Below are 20162 nucleotides of genomic sequence, written 5' to 3' on the forward strand. Positions count from 1 at the left end.
CGGCGCAAGAACAGAAAGGCAAGGCAAGACAATGGCGTCTTCCAGATCTCCGAGAACCAGCCGACGTCACTCGCTGCTCCGCACGGCGGCAGTCACGCTGTCCCTGGCCACCACGGCCGTCCTGGCAGGCTGCGCCAGCGCCGACACCACCACCCGTTCCTCCTCCGGGCAGTCGGCGTTCAAGCCGGTCGCGCAGAAGGAGGGTTCGCGGATAACGGTGTGGGCCGACTCGACCAGGCTGCCGTCGGTGCAGGCGTACCAGAAGTCGCACCCCGACGTGAAGATGAAGATCGTCACGTACGACGGCGGAGCCGACGGCTCGACGTATCTGCAGTCAAAGGTGCAGCTGTTCGACCGGACCGGCAGCGGCTGGCCGGACGTGGTGTTCGGCACGCCGACCGACGTGACCTGGGCGTCGGAGGCCACCAAGCCCGGCGCGCAGCCGTTCGCCGCACCCCTGGACGAGAAGCTCGTACCGCAGAGCACCCTGGACGGGTTCGCCAAGGGTTCGCTGACGCCCTGTCAATTCAACGGCCACACCTACTGCATGCGCAATGACATCGCCCAGGTCCTCCTGTGGTACAACAAGCCCCTTATGGACAAGTGGGGATACAAGGTTCCCACCACGTGGCAGGAGTACGAAGCCCTCGGCAAGCAGGTCGCCAAGGACCATCCGGGCTATCTGGTCGGCTCGGTCGGCGACACCAACTCCCACGAGTCGTACTTCTGGTCGGGCCAGTGCCCCGCGTTCAGCCTGGTGAAGCCCGACACCCTGCGCACCGACCTGGGTGACCCGAAGTGCACCCGGATGGCGAAACTGCTGGACAACCTGATCAGCGCCAAGGCCATCGCCACGCAGGGCTTCTTCAGCCAGGGATTCGCCAAGAACAGCGGCAGCAAGGTCCTGATGGCCTACGGCCCTTCCTGGTACGGCCAGTACCTGTTCAAGGCCGGCTTCAAGACTCCGGCCAAGCAGATCGCCGCGGCACCCCCTCTTGCCTGGGAGGGAGAGAGCACGACTGCCACGGGCAACGTCGGCGGCGGCGTGTGGATGGTGTCCTCGCACAGCGCCAACCTCAAGGCGTCCACGGACCTGGTCACCTGGCTGACCACCTCCGACGAGAACCAGGCCACTGCGCCCACCTATCCGGCCTACACCCAGGCCGCGAAGGCCTGGCTGGCCAACCCGGCCAACAGGAACTACTTCGCCAATGATGTGAGCGAGCCGTTCGAGCAGGCCGCGAACGAGGTGTGGACCGGCTGGTCGAACACCAAGTTCTCGGACTCCACCGCCTGGTCCAGCGTCGTCCTCCCGGCTCTGACCTCCGGAAAGAGCCTGACCGAGACGCTGCCGGCCTGGCAGCAGGAGATCGCAGGCGAGGCCAGGACCCAGGGCTACAAGGTGGTCGATCAGTGACCTTGCTGGAGACCGAGCGCGTCGCCGTCTCCCCCTTGCGCCGCGGCACCACGCCGCGGCGCAAGGGCCGCGGTCGCGCGGGCTACTTCTTCGTCGCCGGCTACGCGCTGCTGCTGCTCGCGTTCGGCGTCTTCCCCACCGGGTACTCGTTCTATCTCGCGCTCACCAATGACCGGGGCCAGTTCACCGGGTTCAACCAGTTCGTGAAGGTCATCAAGGACTACCGCTTCGCCCCGGCCTTCACCCACATGCTGATCTATCTGGTCATGTGGCTGGTGGCCCTCGTCGTCCTGGTCGTGCTGACCGCTGTGGTTCTGCGCAGCCGCGTGCGTCCGGGCACATCGGCGCTCTTCCGCTTCCTGTACTACATCCCCGGCGCCCTCGCCGGAGTGGCGAGCGTTCTGGTCTGGCTGTTCATGCTGGACCCCGACGTCAGCCCGTTGTCCTGGCTGCTCACCGGCATGGGGTTGAAGACGTTCGCCGCCGTCCTGGCGCCCGGCAACCTGCCGCTGATCCTCATGTTGATCGCCTTCTGGACCGGCGCCGGAGGCTGGATGGTCGTGATGTACGGGGCTTTGAACAACATCCCCGACGAGGTGCTGGAAGCAGCCCGCATGGACGGCGCGGGCCCGTGGCGCACCGCCTGGCACATCCAGATCCCGATGATCCGGCAGTGGATCGTCTATATGACGATCATGGCTTTCGCGACGGGCACCCAGTTGTTCGTGGAGCCCCAGCTTCTCCAGACCGCCAGCCTCGGCAGGGTGAGTCCCACCTGGTCGCCGAACCAGCTCGCCTACGTCTACGCCTTTCAGCAGGGCGACTTCAACGGCGCCGCTGCCATCTCCGTCGTCCTCCTTGCCGTGGGCCTCCTCGCTGCCGGGCTGCTGGTCGCTCGCTCGAACCTGTTCAAGTTGGATGAGAAATGACACAGACCGCTCTCTTCCTGACGGCCGTAAGGCGGCGTATCCGTCCTTCCAGGACCCTCCCCTTCCTGGTCGTAGGACTCCTCCTGGCCTTGCTGCTGGTGTTCTTCGTACTGCCGGTGATCTGGCTGCTGCTGGCACCGTCGAAGACCGCCGGCGAAGTGGTGCGGGACAACCCGCTCTCCTTCGGTTCGTTCCCTCAGATCGGCACGGCCTGGCGGCACCTGTTCGCCTTCCAGGACGGCGCCATGATGAGGTGGCTGCGTAACTCGGCCGTCTACTCGGGCGGTTCGCTCGTCCTGACGCTGGCCGTCAGCGTTCCGGCCGGCTACGCGCTGGCGCTGACGAAGTTCCGGGGACGCAAGACGCTCCTCGTGATCACCCTGGTCACCATGATCATGCCGCAGGCCACCCTGGTGCTGCCGATCTTCCTGGAACTCAACCGCTTCCACCTGATCGGCACCATCTGGTCGGTGATACTCCCGTTCTCCTTCTATCCGTTCGGCGTGTACCTGGTGTACATCTACTTCGGGAGCAGCCTCCCCAGGGACCTGCTGTCCGCCGCACGGATCGACGGCTGCACGGAGTGGCAGCTCTTCTCACGCATCGCGCTCCCGCTCGCCAAGCCGGTGGTCGGACTGGTCGCGTTCTTCAGCTTCGTGGGCAACTGGAACAATTTCTTCCTGCCGTATCTCGTCCTGCCGAACAGCGAGCAGTTCCCCGTCCAGGTGGGCCTGAACCAACTGCTGACCTCGACGCCGTCCTTCAACCCCGTCGCCGGCGCCGGACTGAACGTCACCATCCCCGAACTCGCCCTGGCCGTCATCATCGCCATCCTGCCTGTGCTGGTGGTCTTCGTCTTCTCGCAGCGCACTCTGGTGTCCGGGATGCTCGCCGGAGCGAGCAAGGAATGAGCGCCTCCGCGCCGCCCTCTTCGCCACCTGTGTCCATGACGCCGTCCACCCGCCCACCGCGATCGCCCACGGTCACCGCAGAGGGTCATCGGCCGCCCGCCCCCGTCACGACCGCGCTGCCTTTCCGCCTCACCGACACCCTGTCCGCAAAGGAGACCGTGTGTACCGGCTCGATCCGCGCTACGCCCCCGCCCCGCAGGCCGTCCTCCACACGGGATGGCAGGCAGTGGCCTCCCAACTTCCCGACGGCCCCGCGGTGGTGGCCATCGAGGGGTCCCCGTCCGTCGACTGGTCCCTCCTCGGTGATCGCCTCGAACACGAGCTGACCGGGCGCGGTACCCCCGTCACTCTGCTCGACATGCGGAGCCACTACGCCCGGCCGGCGCACGTCAGGAGCCGTACCGAACGGCCGGCAGACGCCGACGACCCCTACTTCTGCAGGCTCGCCGACAATCCCCTCGACGACCTCTTCGAGATCCTCCCGGTATCCGCACCGCCGAAGGAAGGGCTGCTCCTCGTCTACGGGCCTGGCGCCGCCCTCGTGGATCACGACCTGCTCTGGTACGCCGATGTGCCCAAGCGATACACGGAGGCCGCCGTCGGCGCGGGTGAGCTGGGCGTCAACCTCGGCCTGCCGGGCGAGAAGCCCGACTTCAGACGGCTGTTCTACATCGACTGGCCGATGATCGACCAGCACCGCGACTCGCTCGCACGCCGCCTCGATGCCTGGCTCGACATGCAGAGCCCCGACCACCCGGCGTGGATCGACGGAGCAGGCCTGCGCGCCACGTACGCCGCTCTGGCCCGCAAGCCCGTCCGCCCCCGCCCGTACTTCAACTCCTGCCCCTGGGGAGGCCATTGGGCACAGCGCGAGCTCGGCTTCAACCCCGACGCCCGCAACACCGCGCTCGGCTACGAACTGATCGCGCCCGAGGCCGGCATCCTCATCGGCACCGGACCGCAGGCTCAGGCCGAGGTGCCGTTCCAACTCATGTGCGTGCTGGAACCGGACAACGTGCTGGGGGCACAGGTGCACGCCCGCTTCGGCACGTCTTTCCCGATCCGCTTCGACTACCTGGACACCGTCGGCGGCGGCAGCCTCTCCGTGCACTGCCACCCGAAGGAGTCATATATGAGGGAGCGTTTCGGCTGGGCCTACACCCAGCACGAGACGTACTACCTGACCCTCGGCAGCACCGACACCAAGGTGTTCCTCGGCCTGCGCGAGGACGCCGACGTCGACGTCTTCCGCAAGGAGGTGGAGAGGGCCGTCACCGACGGAGTGCCCATGGACCCCGAGGACCACGTCCTGGCCTTCCCCGCCGAGCAGGGCCAGCTGTTCATGATCCCGGCGGGCACCCCGCACGCCAGCGGCGCGGGCAACCTCGTGCTGGAGATCAGCGCCACCCCCTATCTGTACAGCCTGAGGTTCTACGACTGGCTGCGGCCCGGTGCCGACGGCAACCCACGCCCTCTGCCCTACGAGCACGGGTTCGCCAACCTCGAGACCGGACGACGCGGTGACGCCGTCGCCCGTGACCTGGTTCAAGAGCCGCGCACCCTGCGCGAGGGCACCGGTTGGCGGGAGGAGGTCATCGGCGGGCTGGCCGAGATGTTCTATGAGGTCAGGAGGTTCGTGCTCGACGCCGAGGCCGAGGCTGCCGACGACACGCAGGGACGGTTCCACATACTGAACGTGGTGGAAGGGGAAGGCGTCACGGTGCACACTACGGCCGGAGACCGGCACGAACTCGCCTACGCGGAGACGCTCACCGTGCCGGCCGCGGTCGGCCGCTACACCCTGCGAGCGGCCGGTGGCGGCCCGGTGCGTGTCGTGAAGGCGCTGGTCCGTTGATTCCTGTCCTGGAGATCGGTGGCACCCATGTCACCGCGGCGCTCGTCGACCTGCGCGACGGGCGTGTCACCAGCCGTACGCGCAAGCCGCTCGACGCGGACGGCGATGCCGAAGACATCCTCGGCGTCGTACGACACTGCGCCGACGGGCTGTCGGTGCCTCCTGGTGCGCGGTGGGGCGTGGCGGTGCCCGGGCCGTTCGACTACGCAAGAGGGGTTGCCCTCTTCAAGGGCGTGGGCAAGTTCGACGCCCTGTACGGGATGGACGTGCGAGCAGCACTCCTCGACGGACTGCGGCAGCGTCCCAGCGACGTCGTGTTCCTCAACGACGCCCACGCCTTCCTGACCGGCGAGTGGTCCGCGGGTACCGTCCGCGGGCACCGCCGCGCCGTGGGCATCACGCTCGGCACCGGTGTCGGCTCGGCGTTTCTCGCCGACGGCCGCATCTGCGACAACGGTCCCGGCGTACCACTCGAGGGGCGGATGGACCTCACCGAGATCGATGGCCGGCCGCTGGAGGACACCGTCTCACGCCGGGCGATCCTCGCCCGCTACGGCGACCCCGCCGCCGATGTACACGACATCGCCGGACGAGCCAGAGCGGGAGAGGAGCGGGCCCAGTGGGTGCTGGACGACGTCTTCACCGGACTGGGCGTCGTGCTGGGCCCGCGCCTGGTGGACTTCGGCGCGACCGCCCTGGTCGTCGGAGGCTCCATAGCCCGCTCCTGGGACCTCGTCGCTCCCGCTCTGTCCACCGGTCTCGTGACCGGAGGCTGGACGCCGGACGACCCGCGTGCCGACGCGGATTCACCGCCTCCCGGAGCCCCGGAGTGCCCCGCAGGAGACGCGCCCCCTGGTCCGGGTCACGCCCAGGCGGCCGGCGCACGGCGTACTCGTGCGATGAAGTCTGCCAGCCCCGCGGGGGACGCCGCACTGGTGGGCGCGGCCCGCGTGGCGGTGGCGTGAGACCGACGAAGGGGAGGCACAAGCCTTGGACGCCTGGTCCTCGGCCTGGCCGTGCTTGAAGCGGGACCGTCATGCCGGAACGGCATGCAGTTCGGCACCCCACTCGGCCGCGCGGAGGGTGTTGACCATCAGCATGGCGATGGTCATCGGGCCCACACCACCGGGCACGGGCGTGATGCGGCCCGCGATGCCGTCGAGTTCGGCGGCGCGGACGTCGCCGGTCAGTCCCGTGGGGGTGCGGTGGATTCCGACGTCGATGACGGTGGCACCGGGCTTGACGTGTTCAGGGCCGATGAGACCGCGTACGCCGGTGGCGACCACGACGATGTCGGCGGGGCGGGTGACGGCGGCGAGGTCGGCGGTGAATTCGTGCGCGACCGTCACGGTGGCCCCTCGCTGCAGCAGCAGCTGTGCCAGGGGGCGGCCGACGAGTTCCCCCCAGCCGACGACGGCGACGCCCGCGCCCTTGAGCTCGACGCCCTCGGCGTCGAGGAGTTCGATGACGCCGCTCGGCGTGCAGGGCCGCAGCCCGCGCTCGCCGCGGGCCAGCCGACCGGCACTGGCGGTGGTCAGACCATCGACGTCCTTGGGGACAGGAATGCGGTCGATCAAAGGCGCGGCGTCCAGCTGCGCAGGCAGAGGTAGTTGGAGCAGGATGCCGGAGACCTCCGGATCGACCGCCAACTCGTCGATCGCGTCGGCGACTTCGCCCTGGGTGGCGTGCTGGGGCAGGTGGCGGTGGAAGTCGCGCATACCGGCCTCGCGGATGGCACGTCGTTTGGCGGCGACGTAGACGGCACTGGCCGGGTCGCCGCCGACCAGAATGGTCGCGAGGCCGGGCACCCGTCCGCTGCCCGCTGCTTCGGCCACCCGCTCGGCGACCCGGGCTCGGATACTTCGGGCGATCTTCGCGCCGTTGATCGTGACTGTCATGATGGCCAACCGCTTTCTACTGGTGAACGATTCGCCCGCTGCCCCGACGGCCCGTGCGATCCGGCGCGCGACAAGACCACCTGCCCCGGTGCCGGGCGGTTTCCCTGTCGAGAGGTCGAGATGCCGAGATGCCGAGATGCCGAGATCTCGCAACTGGCCGGACCGGCCCGGGACCTGCGTCAGGTCCCGGGCGACCAGGTCCCTGGGCCGGACAGGTCCTACGCGAAGACGATGGTGTGGTTGCCGTTGCGGATGACGCGGTCCTCGGCATGCCACAGCACCGCGCGGGAGAGCACCGCGCGTTCCACGTCGGCGCCGCGGCGGGTCAGGTCGGCGGCGGTGTCTGCGTGGGTGACGCGGACGACGTCCTGCTCGATGATCGGGCCCTCGTCGAGGTCCTCGGTGACGTAGTGGGCGGTGGCTCCGACCAGTTTCACGCCCCGTTCCTTGGCCTTGGCGTACGGGCCGGCGCCGATGAACGCGGGGAGGAAGGAGTGGTGGATGTTGATGATCGGTACGCCGACCTGCTCGACGAAGCCGGCGGAAAGGATCTGCATGTAGCGCGCGAGGACGACGAAGTCGACGTTGTCCTTGAGCAGCCGCAGATGCTCCGCCTCCGCGGCCGACTTGTCCGGCCCCATGGAGGGGACGTGGAAGAAGGGGATGCCGAAGCCGCGCACTTCCTCCGCGGTGTCCGGGTGATTGGAGATCACCATGGCGACGCTGACCGGGAGCTGACCCCGGCGGTGGCGCCAGAGCAGGTCGAGAAGGCAGTGGTCGGACTTGGATGCGAAGATCGCGACGCGCTTCGGCACCGATATGTCGCGCAGGGTGTAGCCGAGCCCGTACTTCTTCACCAGCTCCTCGTCGAGATCGGCGCGGAGCGCGGGCAGGGCGGCCTGGAGGCCGTCCATGCCGAAGACGGTGCGCTGGAAGAAGGCGCCGCCCTGCGGGTTGTCGGAGTACTGGTCGAGGGAGACGATGTTGGCGCCGTGCCCGCTGAGGACGGAGGTCACGGCCGCGACGATGCCGGTGGCGTCGGCGCCCTGGACGATCAGTGCGGCCTGGTGGTCCATCCCCCTTGTCGTCTTGGAGGCAAGAGCCGGAACTTCCCGGGTGAGGGTCATGCGAGGCTTTCCTTCCTGAACCGGGCGACCCACTCGGAGGTGGCCCTGAGCCCGCCGAACGTATAGAAATGGATCTTGACCTCGCCGTGGCGAGCCGGGTCGTACCCCTCGGCCAGGGCACGCAGGAACCGGTCGGGGCCCGCGGTGCCCATGAGGTTGGTCAGCGACAGTCCGTACTTCTTGGCGATGGAGGCGCTGGTGCCCACGCCGAACCGGGCGGCGTACGACATCAGCCGCCGCACGCCGGCCGGCCCGGGGACGCCGATACGGATCGGGAGCGTGATGCCGTGGCCGCGGACCTGCTCGATCCAGGCGAGGACGGGGTCGACGTCGAAGCCGAACTGGGTGATGACACTTCCGTCCAGGCCCTGGGCGGCGAGCGCGGCGCTCTTGGCCCGCAGCGCCGACCACAGCACGTCCCCGGCGATGACCGGATGGCCCTCCGGGTAGCCGCTGATGCCGACGTGCCGGACGTCGCGCTCCGCCAGCAGTCCGGACTCGATCAGGGCCAGGGAGTCCGCGTACGGGCCCTCCGGGCTGGTCGGATCACCTCCGACGGTGAACACGTTGTCGCAGGTCCCGTCGGTCTGGAGGCCGGCGAGGAACTCCTCGAAGTCGGCCTGGGATCCGAGGCGGCGGGCGGAGATGTGCGGCACCGGCACGAAACCCAGACGCTTCACCGCACGCGCGGCGTCCAGGCGTATCCCCAGGTCCTCGTTACCGAGGAACGTGACGTTGATCCGGGTGCCCTGGGGAATCGTGTCGCGGGCTTCTTCCAGCTTGGGAACGTCCTTGCCGGTCATTTCCAGGGAGAAGTCCTCCAGCAGCGGCGTGCTGACCGCCGCCGAGGCTGTGCTGAGGGGGTTCATCGTGCTCCTTGTCGAAACGGAAGCGGGGCGGCCGGTGCCGTCTCCGCCGTCATGAGGCCGTCGGCCCGTCGAGGGAGGCGTGCGACGCCCGGCCGGTACCGGTCGGAGGCACACCACGGGCCTGCGACCGGCGGGAAGGATGCGGTGACCGGCCGCTCGCGCGGGCCCGTCCGCGTCAGGCGTTACGGCGGTACTGGGTGCGGGCGTGCCGGTCGAACGGGCTCGGCCGCACGGTGGCGCGGATGCGCGGGAACCCGAGGTCGGCCTCGGGGCCGGTACCGGAGCCGGGGTGATCGCCCCAGACCACCGCCACCTCGGTGCCGGGCTCGGCGTGCGCGGCGTCGATCAGGCTCTGCGCCAGGACCGTGCCCACGGGGTCGATCGACGCGGTCTGCATCGTGACACCGACCAAACCGTGCGCGTCCTCGACGCGGTGGCGGGCATAGCTGAGCACCAAGCCGGGGTCCTCCCCGTCGCCGAGCACCCGGCGCACGTCGTCGGCGTCGAAGACCAGGGTCACCTTCTTGCGGAGCTCCTCGTCCCTCGCCTTCAGCAGGGCGTCCCGGCCGTGGAAGTCGTGGCCGAAGTGGATCATCTTCCCGTAGCCCAGTTCGTACGGGGAGACATAGTGGTCCTCGATGTTCTCCGAGAAGAAGCTGCCGCTGAGCGGGCGCTGGCCCTCGATGCCGAACAGGGGAAGGTACCTGCGGTACTCCAGCAGGTCGGGGTCGGTGTAGATGCCGGGCACCGGCGAGGGGATCCAGCCGCTCTCCACGCTCGGTGTCGCGTACGCCAGGGCGCCGACCTGCACCAGGCCGAGCGGCTCACCGGCCTTCAGGAACGCCTCGTGCACGTACCCGGCGTGCTCCCAGGGACCGATGAACTCGAAGCCGGCCTGCCCTGCCATGCCGTGCCGCAGGGCCTTCAGGGCGCGGCCGCCCAGGGTGACCGGAGTGGAGTGGAAGAACTTCGTCTGCGGTATCGGACCGCCGAAGACCTTCTCCACCAGCTCGTTGGCCTGCGGTCCCTGGATCTGGTAGCGGAAGAGCTTCGGGTCACCTCCACCGGGCCGGAAGGCGGAGGACGGGTCGGTCACGAAGGCGACGTCGTAGCCGCCTTTCTCCGCGTGGTACTGCACCCAGTGCTGGCACGCGGGTACACCGCTGAGCAGGTACGCGTTCTCGGACTCCCGGGAAAGGATGCCGTCGGTGACGATGTGGCCGTGGCGGGTCACCGGGACGTACTGCTTGGCCTGCCCGATCGCGAACTTCTCGAAGTTGTTGGCGCCGTAGTCCGCCAGCAGGCGGGTGGCGTCGGGGCCCTCGATCCACATGTCGTACATGTGGTGCGACAGGTTCAGGAGGGCGACACCCTCGTGCCACGCCGCCTGCTCCTCGCGCCAGCCGACGTACTCGCGCTCGACCACCTCCGGTGTCCACGGTTCCGCGGCCGGCTTCCACAGCAGGTCGATGGGCGAGCCGGCCTTGTCGATGCCGTCCTGAAGGCTAGGGGGTGTCATGCGACTCCTCTCGGGGTCGTCCGTCCTGAGCGCACTAAATCGATCTAGTACAGAGCGGCCGACTTGCTCACGCCACTCTCGATCCGGCTCTGGATGGACGTAGGGCTAAAACGATCTAGCAGAAACTAGCAGCGGGATTCCCACAAGGGCGAGCCTCGTGCGGCACTTGTTTCACGTGCGCCCGGCGACGGGTTCCGCGACGGGCATCGCCGCGATACGGCCGCTGTCGGCCCAGGCCGCGGCCATGCACACCGCATGGAGGCTGGCGCGGACGTCGTGCACCCGCACGCAGAACGCGCCGGCGGCCGCCGCGAGAGCCGACACGGCAGCCGTGGCCGCATCCCGACCGTGGGGCGGGGGCTCCGTGCCCGCGCGGGTGCTCAGGGCGGCGCCGATGAAGCGCTTCCTGGACGCGCCCACCAGCACAGGGAAGCCGGTGGCCCGCAAGGCGGGGAGGTGTGTCAGGAGTTCCCAGTCATGGGCGGCCCGCTTGGCGAAACCGAGCCCGGGATCGAGGACGATGCGCGCGGGGTCGATTCCGGCCGCGGTCAGTTCCTCCACCCGCTCCAGGAGCTCGAAGGTGACCTCACCGACGACGTTCCCGTAGGTCGCACGGCGCTCCATCTCCCGGCTGGGCGCACGCCAGTGCATGGCGACGTAGGGAACCCCGGCCGCGGCGACGGTGGCCGCCATGGCGGGGTCGGCCAGACCGCCGCTGACGTCATTGACCAGGCACGCCCCCGCCTCGACCGCGGCCCGCGCGACCCTCTCGTGCATGGTGTCGACGCTGACGGACACCTCGGCACGGGCGAGCTCCCGGACCACGGGAACGACCCGGGCCAGCTCCTCCTCCACCGGGACGGGCACGGCCCCCGGCCGCGTGGACTCCCCTCCGACATCGACCAGGTCGGCGCCCTGCTCCGCCATCCGCAGCCCCCGCCGGACGGCCCGCCGGGTGTCCGCGTACAGGCCGCCGTCGGAGAACGAGTCGGGGGTCACGTTGAGAATGCCCATCACCAGGCATCGGCCTGGCTGCGGCAGTCCGTCGGGCGGTCCGGGTGACGGCCGCACGGCAGCGGTTCTTTCCCTGTGGATCATCGGTCGAGCGACCTCCTCCGCCGCGGATCGTCCCGCCTGCGAGCCGGAAAGCTAAATCGATATGGCAGACACGTTACAGCGAAAAGCTAAATCGTTCTAGCTCCAGGCTGACTTTCCGGTGACTCGCGAGTAGGTGCTGGTGGGAGCGGCGGTCGTGTCCATTCGCGCACTGCGGCGCCAGATGCCCCTCTGGCGTCGTACGGGGGTCCCGGCACATTCCACGGACGCGCCACGGCCCGTGTATCCGCCCTGGGCAGCCTCCCTAGAATGGGTGGCGCCGTCCTGCAGGAGGTTCGGCGCACACAATCGCATCGGAGCAGGCGTGATGGGCACTTCCGGAAGAGTCACGCTGAACGACGTGGCGGCGGCCAGCGGAGTGTCCCGCGCCACCGTGAGTTTCGTCCTCAACAACGACCCCCACCAGACGATCTCGGCCGCCACCCGCGACCGAGTGAAGCAGGCCGCACGCGATCTCGGCTATGTACCGCACGGAGTGGCCCGGGCGCTTCGCGAGGGAACCTCCCGCGTCGTGGTGCTGAACATCGACTCGGGGATGGAAGGCAAGTACTCCCGCAGCTACATCCGTGGACTCGACGCGGAACTGGCCGCGCACGAGTACGTCCTGCTCGTCCGCCACGACCACCACAGTCCGCAGTCCACCCAACAGGTCCTCGACGCCATCGCTCCCCGCGCCGTCATCCGCTTCGGTGTTTCGTATCTGACCGGTCACGAACTCGACGATCTGGGAGGAGGGTGGCGCGACGGTCTCGCCGCCCACGCCGCTCTGCAAATCCGCCACCTCGTGGAGCACGGCCACACCCATGTCGCCCTGGCGTTGCCGGACACCGAGGCACCACTCGCCGCGGCCCGCCTCCGCTTCACCGCACACGCCGCCGAGAACCTGGACATCCCCGTGCCGGCCACGTTCGTCGCCCCGCGGGACCGTCCGGCCTGCGCCGACGCCGTCAAGGTGTTCCTCACCGGCGCACCCGAGGTGACCGCGATCGCCGGCTTCAACGACGACGTCGCTCTGCGCGTCCTGACCGCCCTGCGCGACCTGGGCCGTGGCGTCCCTGACGAGGTCGCCGTCATCGGATTCGACGACAACGGGTACGGCGAATACGTCACCCCCTCACTGACCACGGTCAACGTCGACGCCGAAGCCCACGGACGCCTCAGCGCCCGCCTCGCGCTGGGCCTCGACACCAGCGGTCTGCGTCCCCCGCCCGCGCGGATCGTCGTTCGCCAGTCGGTCTGACAGGCGGTCCCGCTCGCGGTACGGGCAGTACTCGCGGTACGGGCAGTACTGAGGAGCGTCTCCAGAACTCTCAGCACGGGCGACTGCCGCCACCCGAGTCGCCCTCGAAGTGTGAAGGCCTGAGACCCGGCGGCGGCCGATATCGTTTCAAGTGTTGTAGGAAATCCTGTCGCACATATTGCTGACAGTGTCCCGCGCGGTTACGTTTTCGGACACGCGAGCACGGCTCATCGTGCTCGTGACACACGCCCCGTCGCAGCATGAGCAGCCGCCACAACCACATACGCACGTGCCCGCACACCGTTCCGCCGCGCCGACCGGTGCGTATCCCCTTCACTGGTTTTCTTCAGCCGCCCCCACCACCGGTCTCCCGGCGTGATCCTCTCCTCGGAGGCGCGCGTGATCAGACCTGCCATGAAACAGCGCTTGGCCGCATGGACGGCGGCCCTCGTCGTACCCGCCATGGCCCTCGTGGCCTCGACCGTCGCCACTGATTCCGCCGACAACGCGAACAACGCGGCGGACCGGGGCGGCTCGACCCCGGTCGTCCGGACCGACAGCGGTCTCGTCCGGGGCGTCACGACCGCCCGGGCCGAGCAGTTCCTCGGCCTTCCCTACGCGGCACCGCCCCTGCGCGAGCTGCGGTTCGCGCCTCCTGCCGCGCCTGCTCCCTGGACCGGCGTACGCCAGGCGGACCGGCAGTCGCCCGCCTGTATCCAGTTCGAACCCACGGGCATCCGGGAGGAGCAGACCGTCAGCGAGGACTGCCTCTACCTGGACGTATACCGTCCGTCCCAGGTCTCCAAGAACACCAAGCTGCCCGTCATGGTGTGGTTCCACGGCGGCGGCCACACCCAGGGCACCGGTGTCATCTACGGCGGCAGCACCATGGCCGCGAAGACCGGCACCGTCGTCATCTCGGTCAACTACCGCCTGGGCGCGCTCGGTTTCCTCGCCCACCCGGCCCTCAGCGCGGTCAACCCGGGCGGGTCCGGCACCTACGGGCGCATGGACCAACTGGTGTCGCTGAAGTGGGTCCGCGACAACATCGCGCGCTTCGGCGGCGATCCGGGGAACGTGACCGTCTACGGCCAGTCCGCGGGCGGCAGCGCCGTCTGCGACCTGATGGCCATGCCCGCCGCGCGCGGTCTGTTCGACAAGGCGATCGTGCAAAGCTCGGTCTGCACGAGCACCCGGACGACACTGGCGGCCGGTGAGCAGAGCGGTGTCAAGTTCGCTCAGTCCGTGGGCTGTACGGACGCAGGCAACGTGGTGAACTGCCTGCGCAAGGCGTGGCCCGGGACGCTCGTCGCCAACCAGGCCAACTACCTCGGCTCCTCCAAGGTGGGCGGCGCGCTCCTCCCGAAGTCCTTCACGACCGCCTTCGACGACGGCACTTGGAACGCCGTACCACTGCTCACCGGCAACACCCGATCCGAGAACCGCCTCACCTCGACCGCGCTCGCCGGGATCACCGCCCAGGGCTACGAGGACCTGGTCCGCGAGACATACGGCGAACGGGCCGACCGCGTCCTGGAGTTGTACCCCCTGGGCAGCTTCAAGAGCCCCTACGACGCCATCACCCAGGTCCAGACCGACGCGCAACGCGCCTGCCCCAACGCCCAGACGGCCCAGACCGTGGCGGCCAAGGCCCACACCCCGGTCTACCGCTATGAGTTCAACGACCCGACCTCACCGACGCTGTACGGGTTCCGCATCCCCGGCGAGGACATGTCCAACGGGCACAGCGCCGAACTCGCCTACCTCTTCGACTTCACCCTCGGCGAGAAGCCCCTCACCGCGCAGCAGAAGCGGCTCTCGGACCAGATGATGCGCTACTGGGGCGCCTTCGCCCACAGCGGCGACCCGAACGTCAAGGGCGCCCCTTCATGGCCGCTCCACGACGCCACCGCTCAGAGGGTGATGCAGCTGCGCACCGCCGGAGCGAGCCAGGCGATCACCACCTACACGGCGGACCACCACTGCGACTTCTGGCTCGGCTGACGCCGGCCCGGAAACCCCCCCGTACGTCCCATCCCCTCACCCTCAACAGGAAGCAGGGATCGATGAGCCGCGGAAGAATCCACGGAAAAGGCGGAAGAATCGGCACGGCCCTGGCCATCGCAGGCCTGCTCGGTCTGGGCCTCATGACCCCACTGTCGTCGACCGGCGCGTCGGCGCAAGGCAGCGAACGCCCCACCTCGACCGTGGTGCAGACCACGGACGGCAAGGTCAAGGGCAGCAGCCAGACCGGGTACGACGAGTGGCTCGGCATCCCGTACGCCGCCTCGCCCACCGGCGCTCAACGCTGGACCGCCCCGCAGCCGGCCGCCGACTGGAAGGGCGTACGCGACGCCACCGGGTTCAGCGACCGCTGCGCCCAGCCCTCCGGCTGGGACCCGGGCTACGAGAAGCCGACCACCACCGAGGACTGTCTCTCCCTCAACGTCTATGTGCCGGAGGGCACGAAGGGGCGCCTCCCGGTCCTCGTCTGGATCCACGGCGGCGGCTACTTCGGTGGCGCCGGGCAGGACACCGACCCGCGCAAGTTCGTGGAGCAGACGGGCTCGGTCGTCGTCACCGTCAACTACCGGCTCGGCCCGCTCGGCTTCCTCAACCTGCCCGAGCTGCGCAAGGAGAGCGCGAACGGCGCCGGAAACTACGGGCTGCTGGACCAGCAGGCGGCCCTGCGCTGGGTGCAGTCCAACATCACCCACTTCGGCGGCAACCCGAAGAACGTCACCATCGCCGGCCAGTCCGCCGGCGCGAGCTCCGTCTGCGCCCAGCTCGCCTCGCCCACCGCCAAGGGCCTGTTCGCCCGCGCGGGCATCATGAGCGGCAGTTGCGGCATGCAGTCCGCGGCGGCCGGTGAGACGCAGAGCCAGGCCTTCGTCAAGGAGATCGGCTGCTCCACCGCCTCCGACGTGCTCGCCTGCCTGCGCGCCAAGTCCGCCGCGGCGATCGTCGCCGCCCAGCAGAAGGCAGCCGTACGGCCCTCCCTCGGCGGCACCGCCTTCCCGACCGACCCGGGAGTCGCCGTACAGACCGGGAAGTTCAACCGCGTCCCGGTCATGCTCGGCCAGACCAACAGCGAACGCGGCCTGTCCACGTTCCAGAACTACGACTACCTCGGCAAGCCGATGACCGCCGCCCAGTACGAGACGGAGGTCCGCGCGGCCTACGGCGCGAACGCCGACAAGGTCCTCGCCGCATACCCGCTCAGCGCCTACAAGACGCCCGGCGAGGCCTGGACCGCCGCCCAGAACGGCTCCACCTCGTACACCCGCCAGCAGCTGATGGGCACCCTGGCGCGCTGGACGCCCGCCTACGCCTACGAGTTCGCCGAGAGCGACACACCGCACTTCACCTCCATCTTCCGGATCCAGCAGCAGAGCGAGACCGCGCGGAACTTCCCGTTCGGCGGCGCCATTCATGTCGACGACCTCGGCTACCTCTGGGAATACCTCGGTCAGACCATGCCGTACGACGACGACCAGCTGGAACTGTCCGAGCAGATGATCCGCTACTGGGGCCGCTTCGCCGCGAACGGCGACCCGAACGGCGCCCGCACCCCGGCCTGGCCGAAGTACAGCACCAGGACCGGGGCCCTGATGTCGCTCTCCGCCTGCGACACCTCCCCGGCGAGCGGCGCCTCCCCGGCCGCCTGCTCCAAGGTCTCCACCCAGTTCGACGAGGAGCACCACCTCGACTTCTGGCAGAGCCTCTCGTCCTGACGGCCCGCGCACGCCGGCGCTCCCGTGCTCCTGGCAGCCGGGAGCGCCGGACAAAGGCGCGAACACCGAGACGCCCCTCACCCCCTGACGCCGTCACCGGCTTGGGTGGTGCCCGCGGGCGCCACCCAAGCCGCCTGCGTCAAGCCGTGCGTCCCACCACCTGCCACTTCGACGGCAGCTCCAGCCGTGTCCCGGCCGATGTGTACTCCGTGGTGACCAGCGGGAGTTCACCGCTCGCGAGCACGGTCAGACCCGCCGCGCCCAGGTACACCGGCACCGCGGCGTCCGCCACCTCGCCCGGGACGATCCCGTGCTCCAGGACCGGCCGGAGTTTGGGCGGTGGTCCCTCGGGGCTCTGCGCGAGGCCCATCAGAACGGGGCGCGCGTCTTCGGACAGCTCGACCAGGAAGGCGCGGCCGCGCTCCCCGACGAGAGTCGCGATGCCGTCGACGAGGGCCTGCCGGTCGTCGGCCTCGCACTGGTGGAGCACACCCCGCATGTACACGTTGGCGTCACCGATTTCCCCGTGCAGCGCCTCGACCTCGCTCTTCTCCGCGAAGTCGAGCGCCCGGTAGCCGGCCGTGCCCTCCGGATCCGCCCGACGGGCGTGTTCCAGCGCGGCCGACGAGATGTCGGCGCCGATGACCCGGGTGAACCGCTCGGCAAGGAACCGTGTCTGAGTGCCGTTGCCGCAGCCCAGGTCCACCAGGGGAAGCTCGAAGTCCACGAGGCGCGGTTCGAAGAGGGCGAGATGGACGCCGGCGGTCAGCACGGGCTCCGCATCCCAGAACACCGCCCCCTTCTCGTCGGAGGCCTCGCGCCAGAAGCCCTCCCAGGCCTCCCTGTAACGACTCGTCACGCTCATGCACAACTCCCCAGGATGTGACGCCGACCCGTCGGAGGCGACGGCCGAGATCGGTCTATCGCGCCCCGGTCACCGTCACAAGCGCCTGGCGCATTCCTTCACGGCTCATTCGACATGGGTACGCCGGTGGGCGCCCCGTGCGCACCTCACTCCCCGGCGGATCGACGGCGCCGCGGCGGGAGCGTCAGCTCGAACCAGACGGTTTTCCCCGCGCTCGTACGGCTCGTGCCCCACTCCCGGGCCAGCGTGCTGACCACGCGCAGACCGCGTCCGTACTCGTCGTCCGGGCCTGCGCTGAGCAGCGTGGGCAGCGTGTGGTCGTCGTCGGCCACCTCGCACAGCAAGGTGTCGCCGCGCACGAGCCGCAGCTCGACCTGACGGCTGTGCGCATGCCGTACGGCGTTCGTCACCAGCTCGGCGGCCATCAGCTCGGCGGGGTCGGCGAGCTTGCCGAGGCCCCATTCGTGGAGCTGTTCGCGGACCACGGCACGGGCCCGGCCGACCTCGATCGGGTCGAGCGCGAGCCGCCACTCGGCGACGTCCTCGGGCTCGATGCCGTTGAGCCGCGCCATCAGCAGGGCCACGTCGTCCTTGCGGCCGCCGCGGGTGTTGAGGGCGCGGATGATGGTGTCGCAGGCGTCGTCCATGGACGCGGCCGGGTGGGCGGCGGACTCGCAGAGTGTGGCGAGGCCGACGCCGATGTCCTCGCCGCGCACCTCGACCAGGCCGTCGGTGCACATCACCAGCCGGTCGCCGGGGGCCACGCGCACGCGTATCGCCTCGAAGGGCACTCCGCCGACCCCGATGGGCGCGCCGGTCGGCAGGTCGAGCAGTTCGCTGTGGCCGTCCTCGGCGCGGACCAGGACGGGCGGGATGTGGCCGGCGTTGGCGATGTGCAGCTCGCCGACGATGGGGTCGTAGACCGCGTACAGGCAGGTCGCGAGGTAGTGCTCGCCGAGTCGCTGGGCCAGGTCGTCGAGGTTGCGCAGCAGTTGGGCGGGCGGCAGGTCGAGCGCGGCCATGGTCTGGACGGCGGTGCGTAACTGGCCCATCATCGCTGCCGAGTTGAGGCCGTGGCCCATGACGTCGCCGACGACGAAGGCGGTTCGGGAGCCGGGCAGTTTCACCGAGTCGAACCAGTCGCCACCGACGCGGCCGAGGAGTGTGCCGGGCAGATAGCGGGTCGCGATGTCGCAGCCGGCCATGCGGGGCGCGATGTGCGGCAGCATGCTGTCCTGGAGGGTCTCGGCGACGCTCTCCTGGTAGGTGTACATGCGCGCGTTGTCGAGCACGAGGCCCGCGCGGGCGGCGAGTTCGGCGCCGGTGACCCGGTCCATGTCGTTGAACTCGACGCGCTTCGGGTGGCGCAGCAGGATCATGAAGCCGAGGACCACATTGCGGGCCTTGAGGGGTACGACCAGCATGGAGCGGTGGGTGATGAGCGGCCGGATGTCGCGCTTCTCGAACTGCGCGGCGATCATGTGCCCCATCTGCTCGCTGATGCGCGGCACGAGGACGGGCTCGCCGGTGGTCATGCACTGGAAGAACGGCGTGTGCGCGGGGAACGGCATGGCCTCGCCGACCGGCACGACGTCGTCCCAGCGGCCGGGCTCGTCCGTGTGCTCGATGGCGACGCGATGCCACATGGTGGTCGTGTCGGGCACACCGTCGGGGAAGCCCTCGCCGGCGACGACCTGTTCGCGCAGATAGGTGCCCGCGACATCGGTGAAGCGCGGCACCACGGCCCGGCTGACCTCGATGATCGTCTGCGACAGGTCGAGGGAGGTGCCGATGCGCCCGCTGACCTCGTTGAGGAACTCCAGGTGTTCGCGCACGGCGACGTACTCGAGGTCCTCGCCCTCGTCCACCACGTCCTGGAAGTCCCGCGGCAGCGGCTCGCCGGACGCGGCCGCCCGGGCCGCCAGCTCGCGGCGCGCCTTGCGCTCGCCCCGTCGGGGCACACCCCAGTCGGGGGTGACCGGCACCCGGTCGTTCTGGCTGAACTCCAGGACGGGATAGCCCAGTTCGAGGACCTGCGCGACGATGCGGGCGCCCTCGCCCACGCTCATACTGGGCAGGATCTCGGGCAGTCTGCGGGCCAGTTCCTCGGCGCCGGGGAAGTCGGTGTGCAGCGCGAAGGCGGGCGCGATGCGCTCGACGGCCACCTCGTCGTCCTCGTGGCGCAGTGCGCCCGCGTCGGCGGCGAGCACCAGCAGCCGCTCCTGGCCGGGGCCGATCAGCGGGTACGCCCACCACAGTACGTCGACGCGGTTCCGGTCCCGGTCGGGCACGGTGAGCCGGGCGCGCCCGGCGGCCGGGTAGGAGAGCCGCCCGTCGAGGGAGGACTCCAGGTCGGGGCCGAGTCCGTCGTACGCCGCGTACGCCCCGTAGGGCGCCGACTCGTCTTCCTCGGGGAGTGCGCCGGAGACGGGGAGCAGGTCGACGGCGGGGCGGCCCACCGCGTCCTCCTTGGGGGCGCCGAACAGGCGCCGGGCTCCGGTGCTCCAGTGCGACACGAGGCCGTCATGGCCCACGACCACCACGGCCAGCGGGATGCGACCGGCGTCGGCGTGCTCCGCCGCGCCGTTCCCAGCTCCGCGGCTGAGAGGTGCGCCCACTTCGGTGCCACGGTCCATGGCCCAGGCCCTTTCTCCCCACGGCTCCGCAAGATCTATGCCGCCT

General features: G+C 69.6%; 15 protein-coding genes. 8 read left to right on the top strand and 7 right to left on the bottom strand.

Features of this window, described 5'->3' with window-relative positions:
• Positions 1 to 31 precede the first annotated feature (31 nt).
• From ACX28W_RS31660 to ACX28W_RS31680, 5 genes are all read left to right on the top strand, one after another.
• Positions 32 to 1417, top strand: a complete 1386-nt coding sequence (locus ACX28W_RS31660) for an ABC transporter substrate-binding protein (protein ID WP_459003292.1) — start codon at positions 32 to 34, stop codon at positions 1415 to 1417.
• Positions 1414 to 2346 (top strand): carbohydrate ABC transporter permease, encoded by a 933-nt coding sequence (locus ACX28W_RS31665; RefSeq protein ID WP_459003293.1) that lies wholly within the window; start codon positions 1414 to 1416, stop codon positions 2344 to 2346. The genes ACX28W_RS31660 and ACX28W_RS31665 overlap by 4 nt, the downstream gene beginning before the upstream one ends.
• Positions 2343 to 3257, top strand: coding sequence for a carbohydrate ABC transporter permease (locus tag ACX28W_RS31670; protein WP_459003295.1), 915 nt, complete (start codon positions 2343 to 2345; stop codon positions 3255 to 3257). Before ACX28W_RS31665 ends, ACX28W_RS31670 begins: the two co-directional genes overlap by 4 nt.
• A 160-nt stretch (positions 3258 to 3417) precedes the next feature.
• Positions 3418 to 5112 carry a class I mannose-6-phosphate isomerase gene (locus tag ACX28W_RS31675; protein WP_459003297.1) on the top strand — a complete coding sequence of 565 codons (1695 nt, stop codon included), beginning with the start codon at positions 3418 to 3420 and terminating at the stop codon, positions 5110 to 5112.
• Positions 5109 to 6077, top strand: a complete 969-nt coding sequence (locus ACX28W_RS31680) for an ROK family protein (RefSeq protein ID WP_459003298.1) — start codon at positions 5109 to 5111, stop codon at positions 6075 to 6077. Before ACX28W_RS31675 ends, ACX28W_RS31680 begins: the two co-directional genes overlap by 4 nt.
• 69 nt (positions 6078 to 6146) lie before the next feature.
• Here ACX28W_RS31680 and ACX28W_RS31685 read toward each other — a convergent pair whose 3' ends face one another.
• The 5 genes from ACX28W_RS31685 to folP all read right to left on the bottom strand — a co-directional run bounded on the left by ACX28W_RS31685 (position 6147) and on the right by folP (position 11539).
• Positions 6147 to 7010 (bottom strand): bifunctional 5,10-methylenetetrahydrofolate dehydrogenase/5,10-methenyltetrahydrofolate cyclohydrolase, encoded by an 864-nt coding sequence (locus ACX28W_RS31685; protein WP_459003300.1) that lies wholly within the window; start codon positions 7008 to 7010, stop codon positions 6147 to 6149.
• 218 nt (positions 7011 to 7228) lie between these two features.
• On the bottom strand, positions 7229 to 8137 hold the full coding sequence (gene purU, locus ACX28W_RS31690; protein WP_459003301.1) for a formyltetrahydrofolate deformylase: 909 nt from the start codon (positions 8135 to 8137) through the stop codon (positions 7229 to 7231).
• The gene (locus ACX28W_RS31695) at positions 8134 to 9006 is read right to left on the bottom strand and encodes a methylenetetrahydrofolate reductase (RefSeq protein ID WP_459003302.1); all 873 of its coding nucleotides are present in this window, start codon (positions 9004 to 9006) and stop codon (positions 8134 to 8136) included. The genes purU and ACX28W_RS31695 overlap by 4 nt, the downstream gene beginning before the upstream one ends.
• 175 nt (positions 9007 to 9181) lie before the next feature.
• Positions 9182 to 10525, bottom strand: a complete 1344-nt coding sequence (locus ACX28W_RS31700) for an aminomethyl transferase family protein (protein WP_459003304.1) — start codon at positions 10523 to 10525, stop codon at positions 9182 to 9184.
• A 171-nt stretch (positions 10526 to 10696) separates the two neighbouring features.
• Entirely contained in the window at positions 10697 to 11539 is an 843-nt protein-coding gene (folP, locus tag ACX28W_RS31705; protein WP_459003305.1) for a dihydropteroate synthase, read from the bottom strand.
• A gap of 409 nt (positions 11540 to 11948) precedes the next feature.
• On the opposite strand from folP, the gene ACX28W_RS31710 reads away from it, so the two are divergent.
• From ACX28W_RS31710 to ACX28W_RS31720, 3 genes are all read left to right on the top strand, one after another.
• A complete protein-coding gene (locus ACX28W_RS31710) occupies positions 11949 to 12881 on the top strand; it encodes a LacI family DNA-binding transcriptional regulator (protein WP_459003306.1) in 933 nt (310 codons plus the stop codon).
• Between the two features lie 414 nt (positions 12882 to 13295).
• The gene (locus ACX28W_RS31715; RefSeq protein ID WP_459003308.1) at positions 13296 to 14885 is read left to right on the top strand and encodes a carboxylesterase/lipase family protein; all 1590 of its coding nucleotides are present in this window, start codon (positions 13296 to 13298) and stop codon (positions 14883 to 14885) included.
• A 62-nt stretch (positions 14886 to 14947) separates the two neighbouring features.
• A complete protein-coding gene (locus ACX28W_RS31720; RefSeq protein WP_459003309.1) occupies positions 14948 to 16615 on the top strand; it encodes a carboxylesterase/lipase family protein in 1668 nt (555 codons plus the stop codon).
• Between the two features lie 139 nt (positions 16616 to 16754).
• Here the strand turns inward: ACX28W_RS31720 and ACX28W_RS31725 are convergent, their stop codons facing one another.
• Together ACX28W_RS31725 and ACX28W_RS31730 are read right to left on the bottom strand one after the other, a co-directional pair.
• A complete protein-coding gene (locus ACX28W_RS31725; RefSeq protein WP_459003311.1) occupies positions 16755 to 17480 on the bottom strand; it encodes a class I SAM-dependent methyltransferase in 726 nt (241 codons plus the stop codon).
• Positions 17481 to 17626: 146 nt separating this feature from the next.
• Positions 17627 to 20116 carry a SpoIIE family protein phosphatase gene (locus ACX28W_RS31730; protein WP_459003312.1) on the bottom strand — a complete coding sequence of 830 codons (2490 nt, stop codon included), beginning with the start codon at positions 20114 to 20116 and terminating at the stop codon, positions 17627 to 17629.
• Positions 20117 to 20162 lie beyond the last annotated feature (46 nt).

This window comes from Streptomyces sp. SD15 (genome assembly GCF_054462255.1).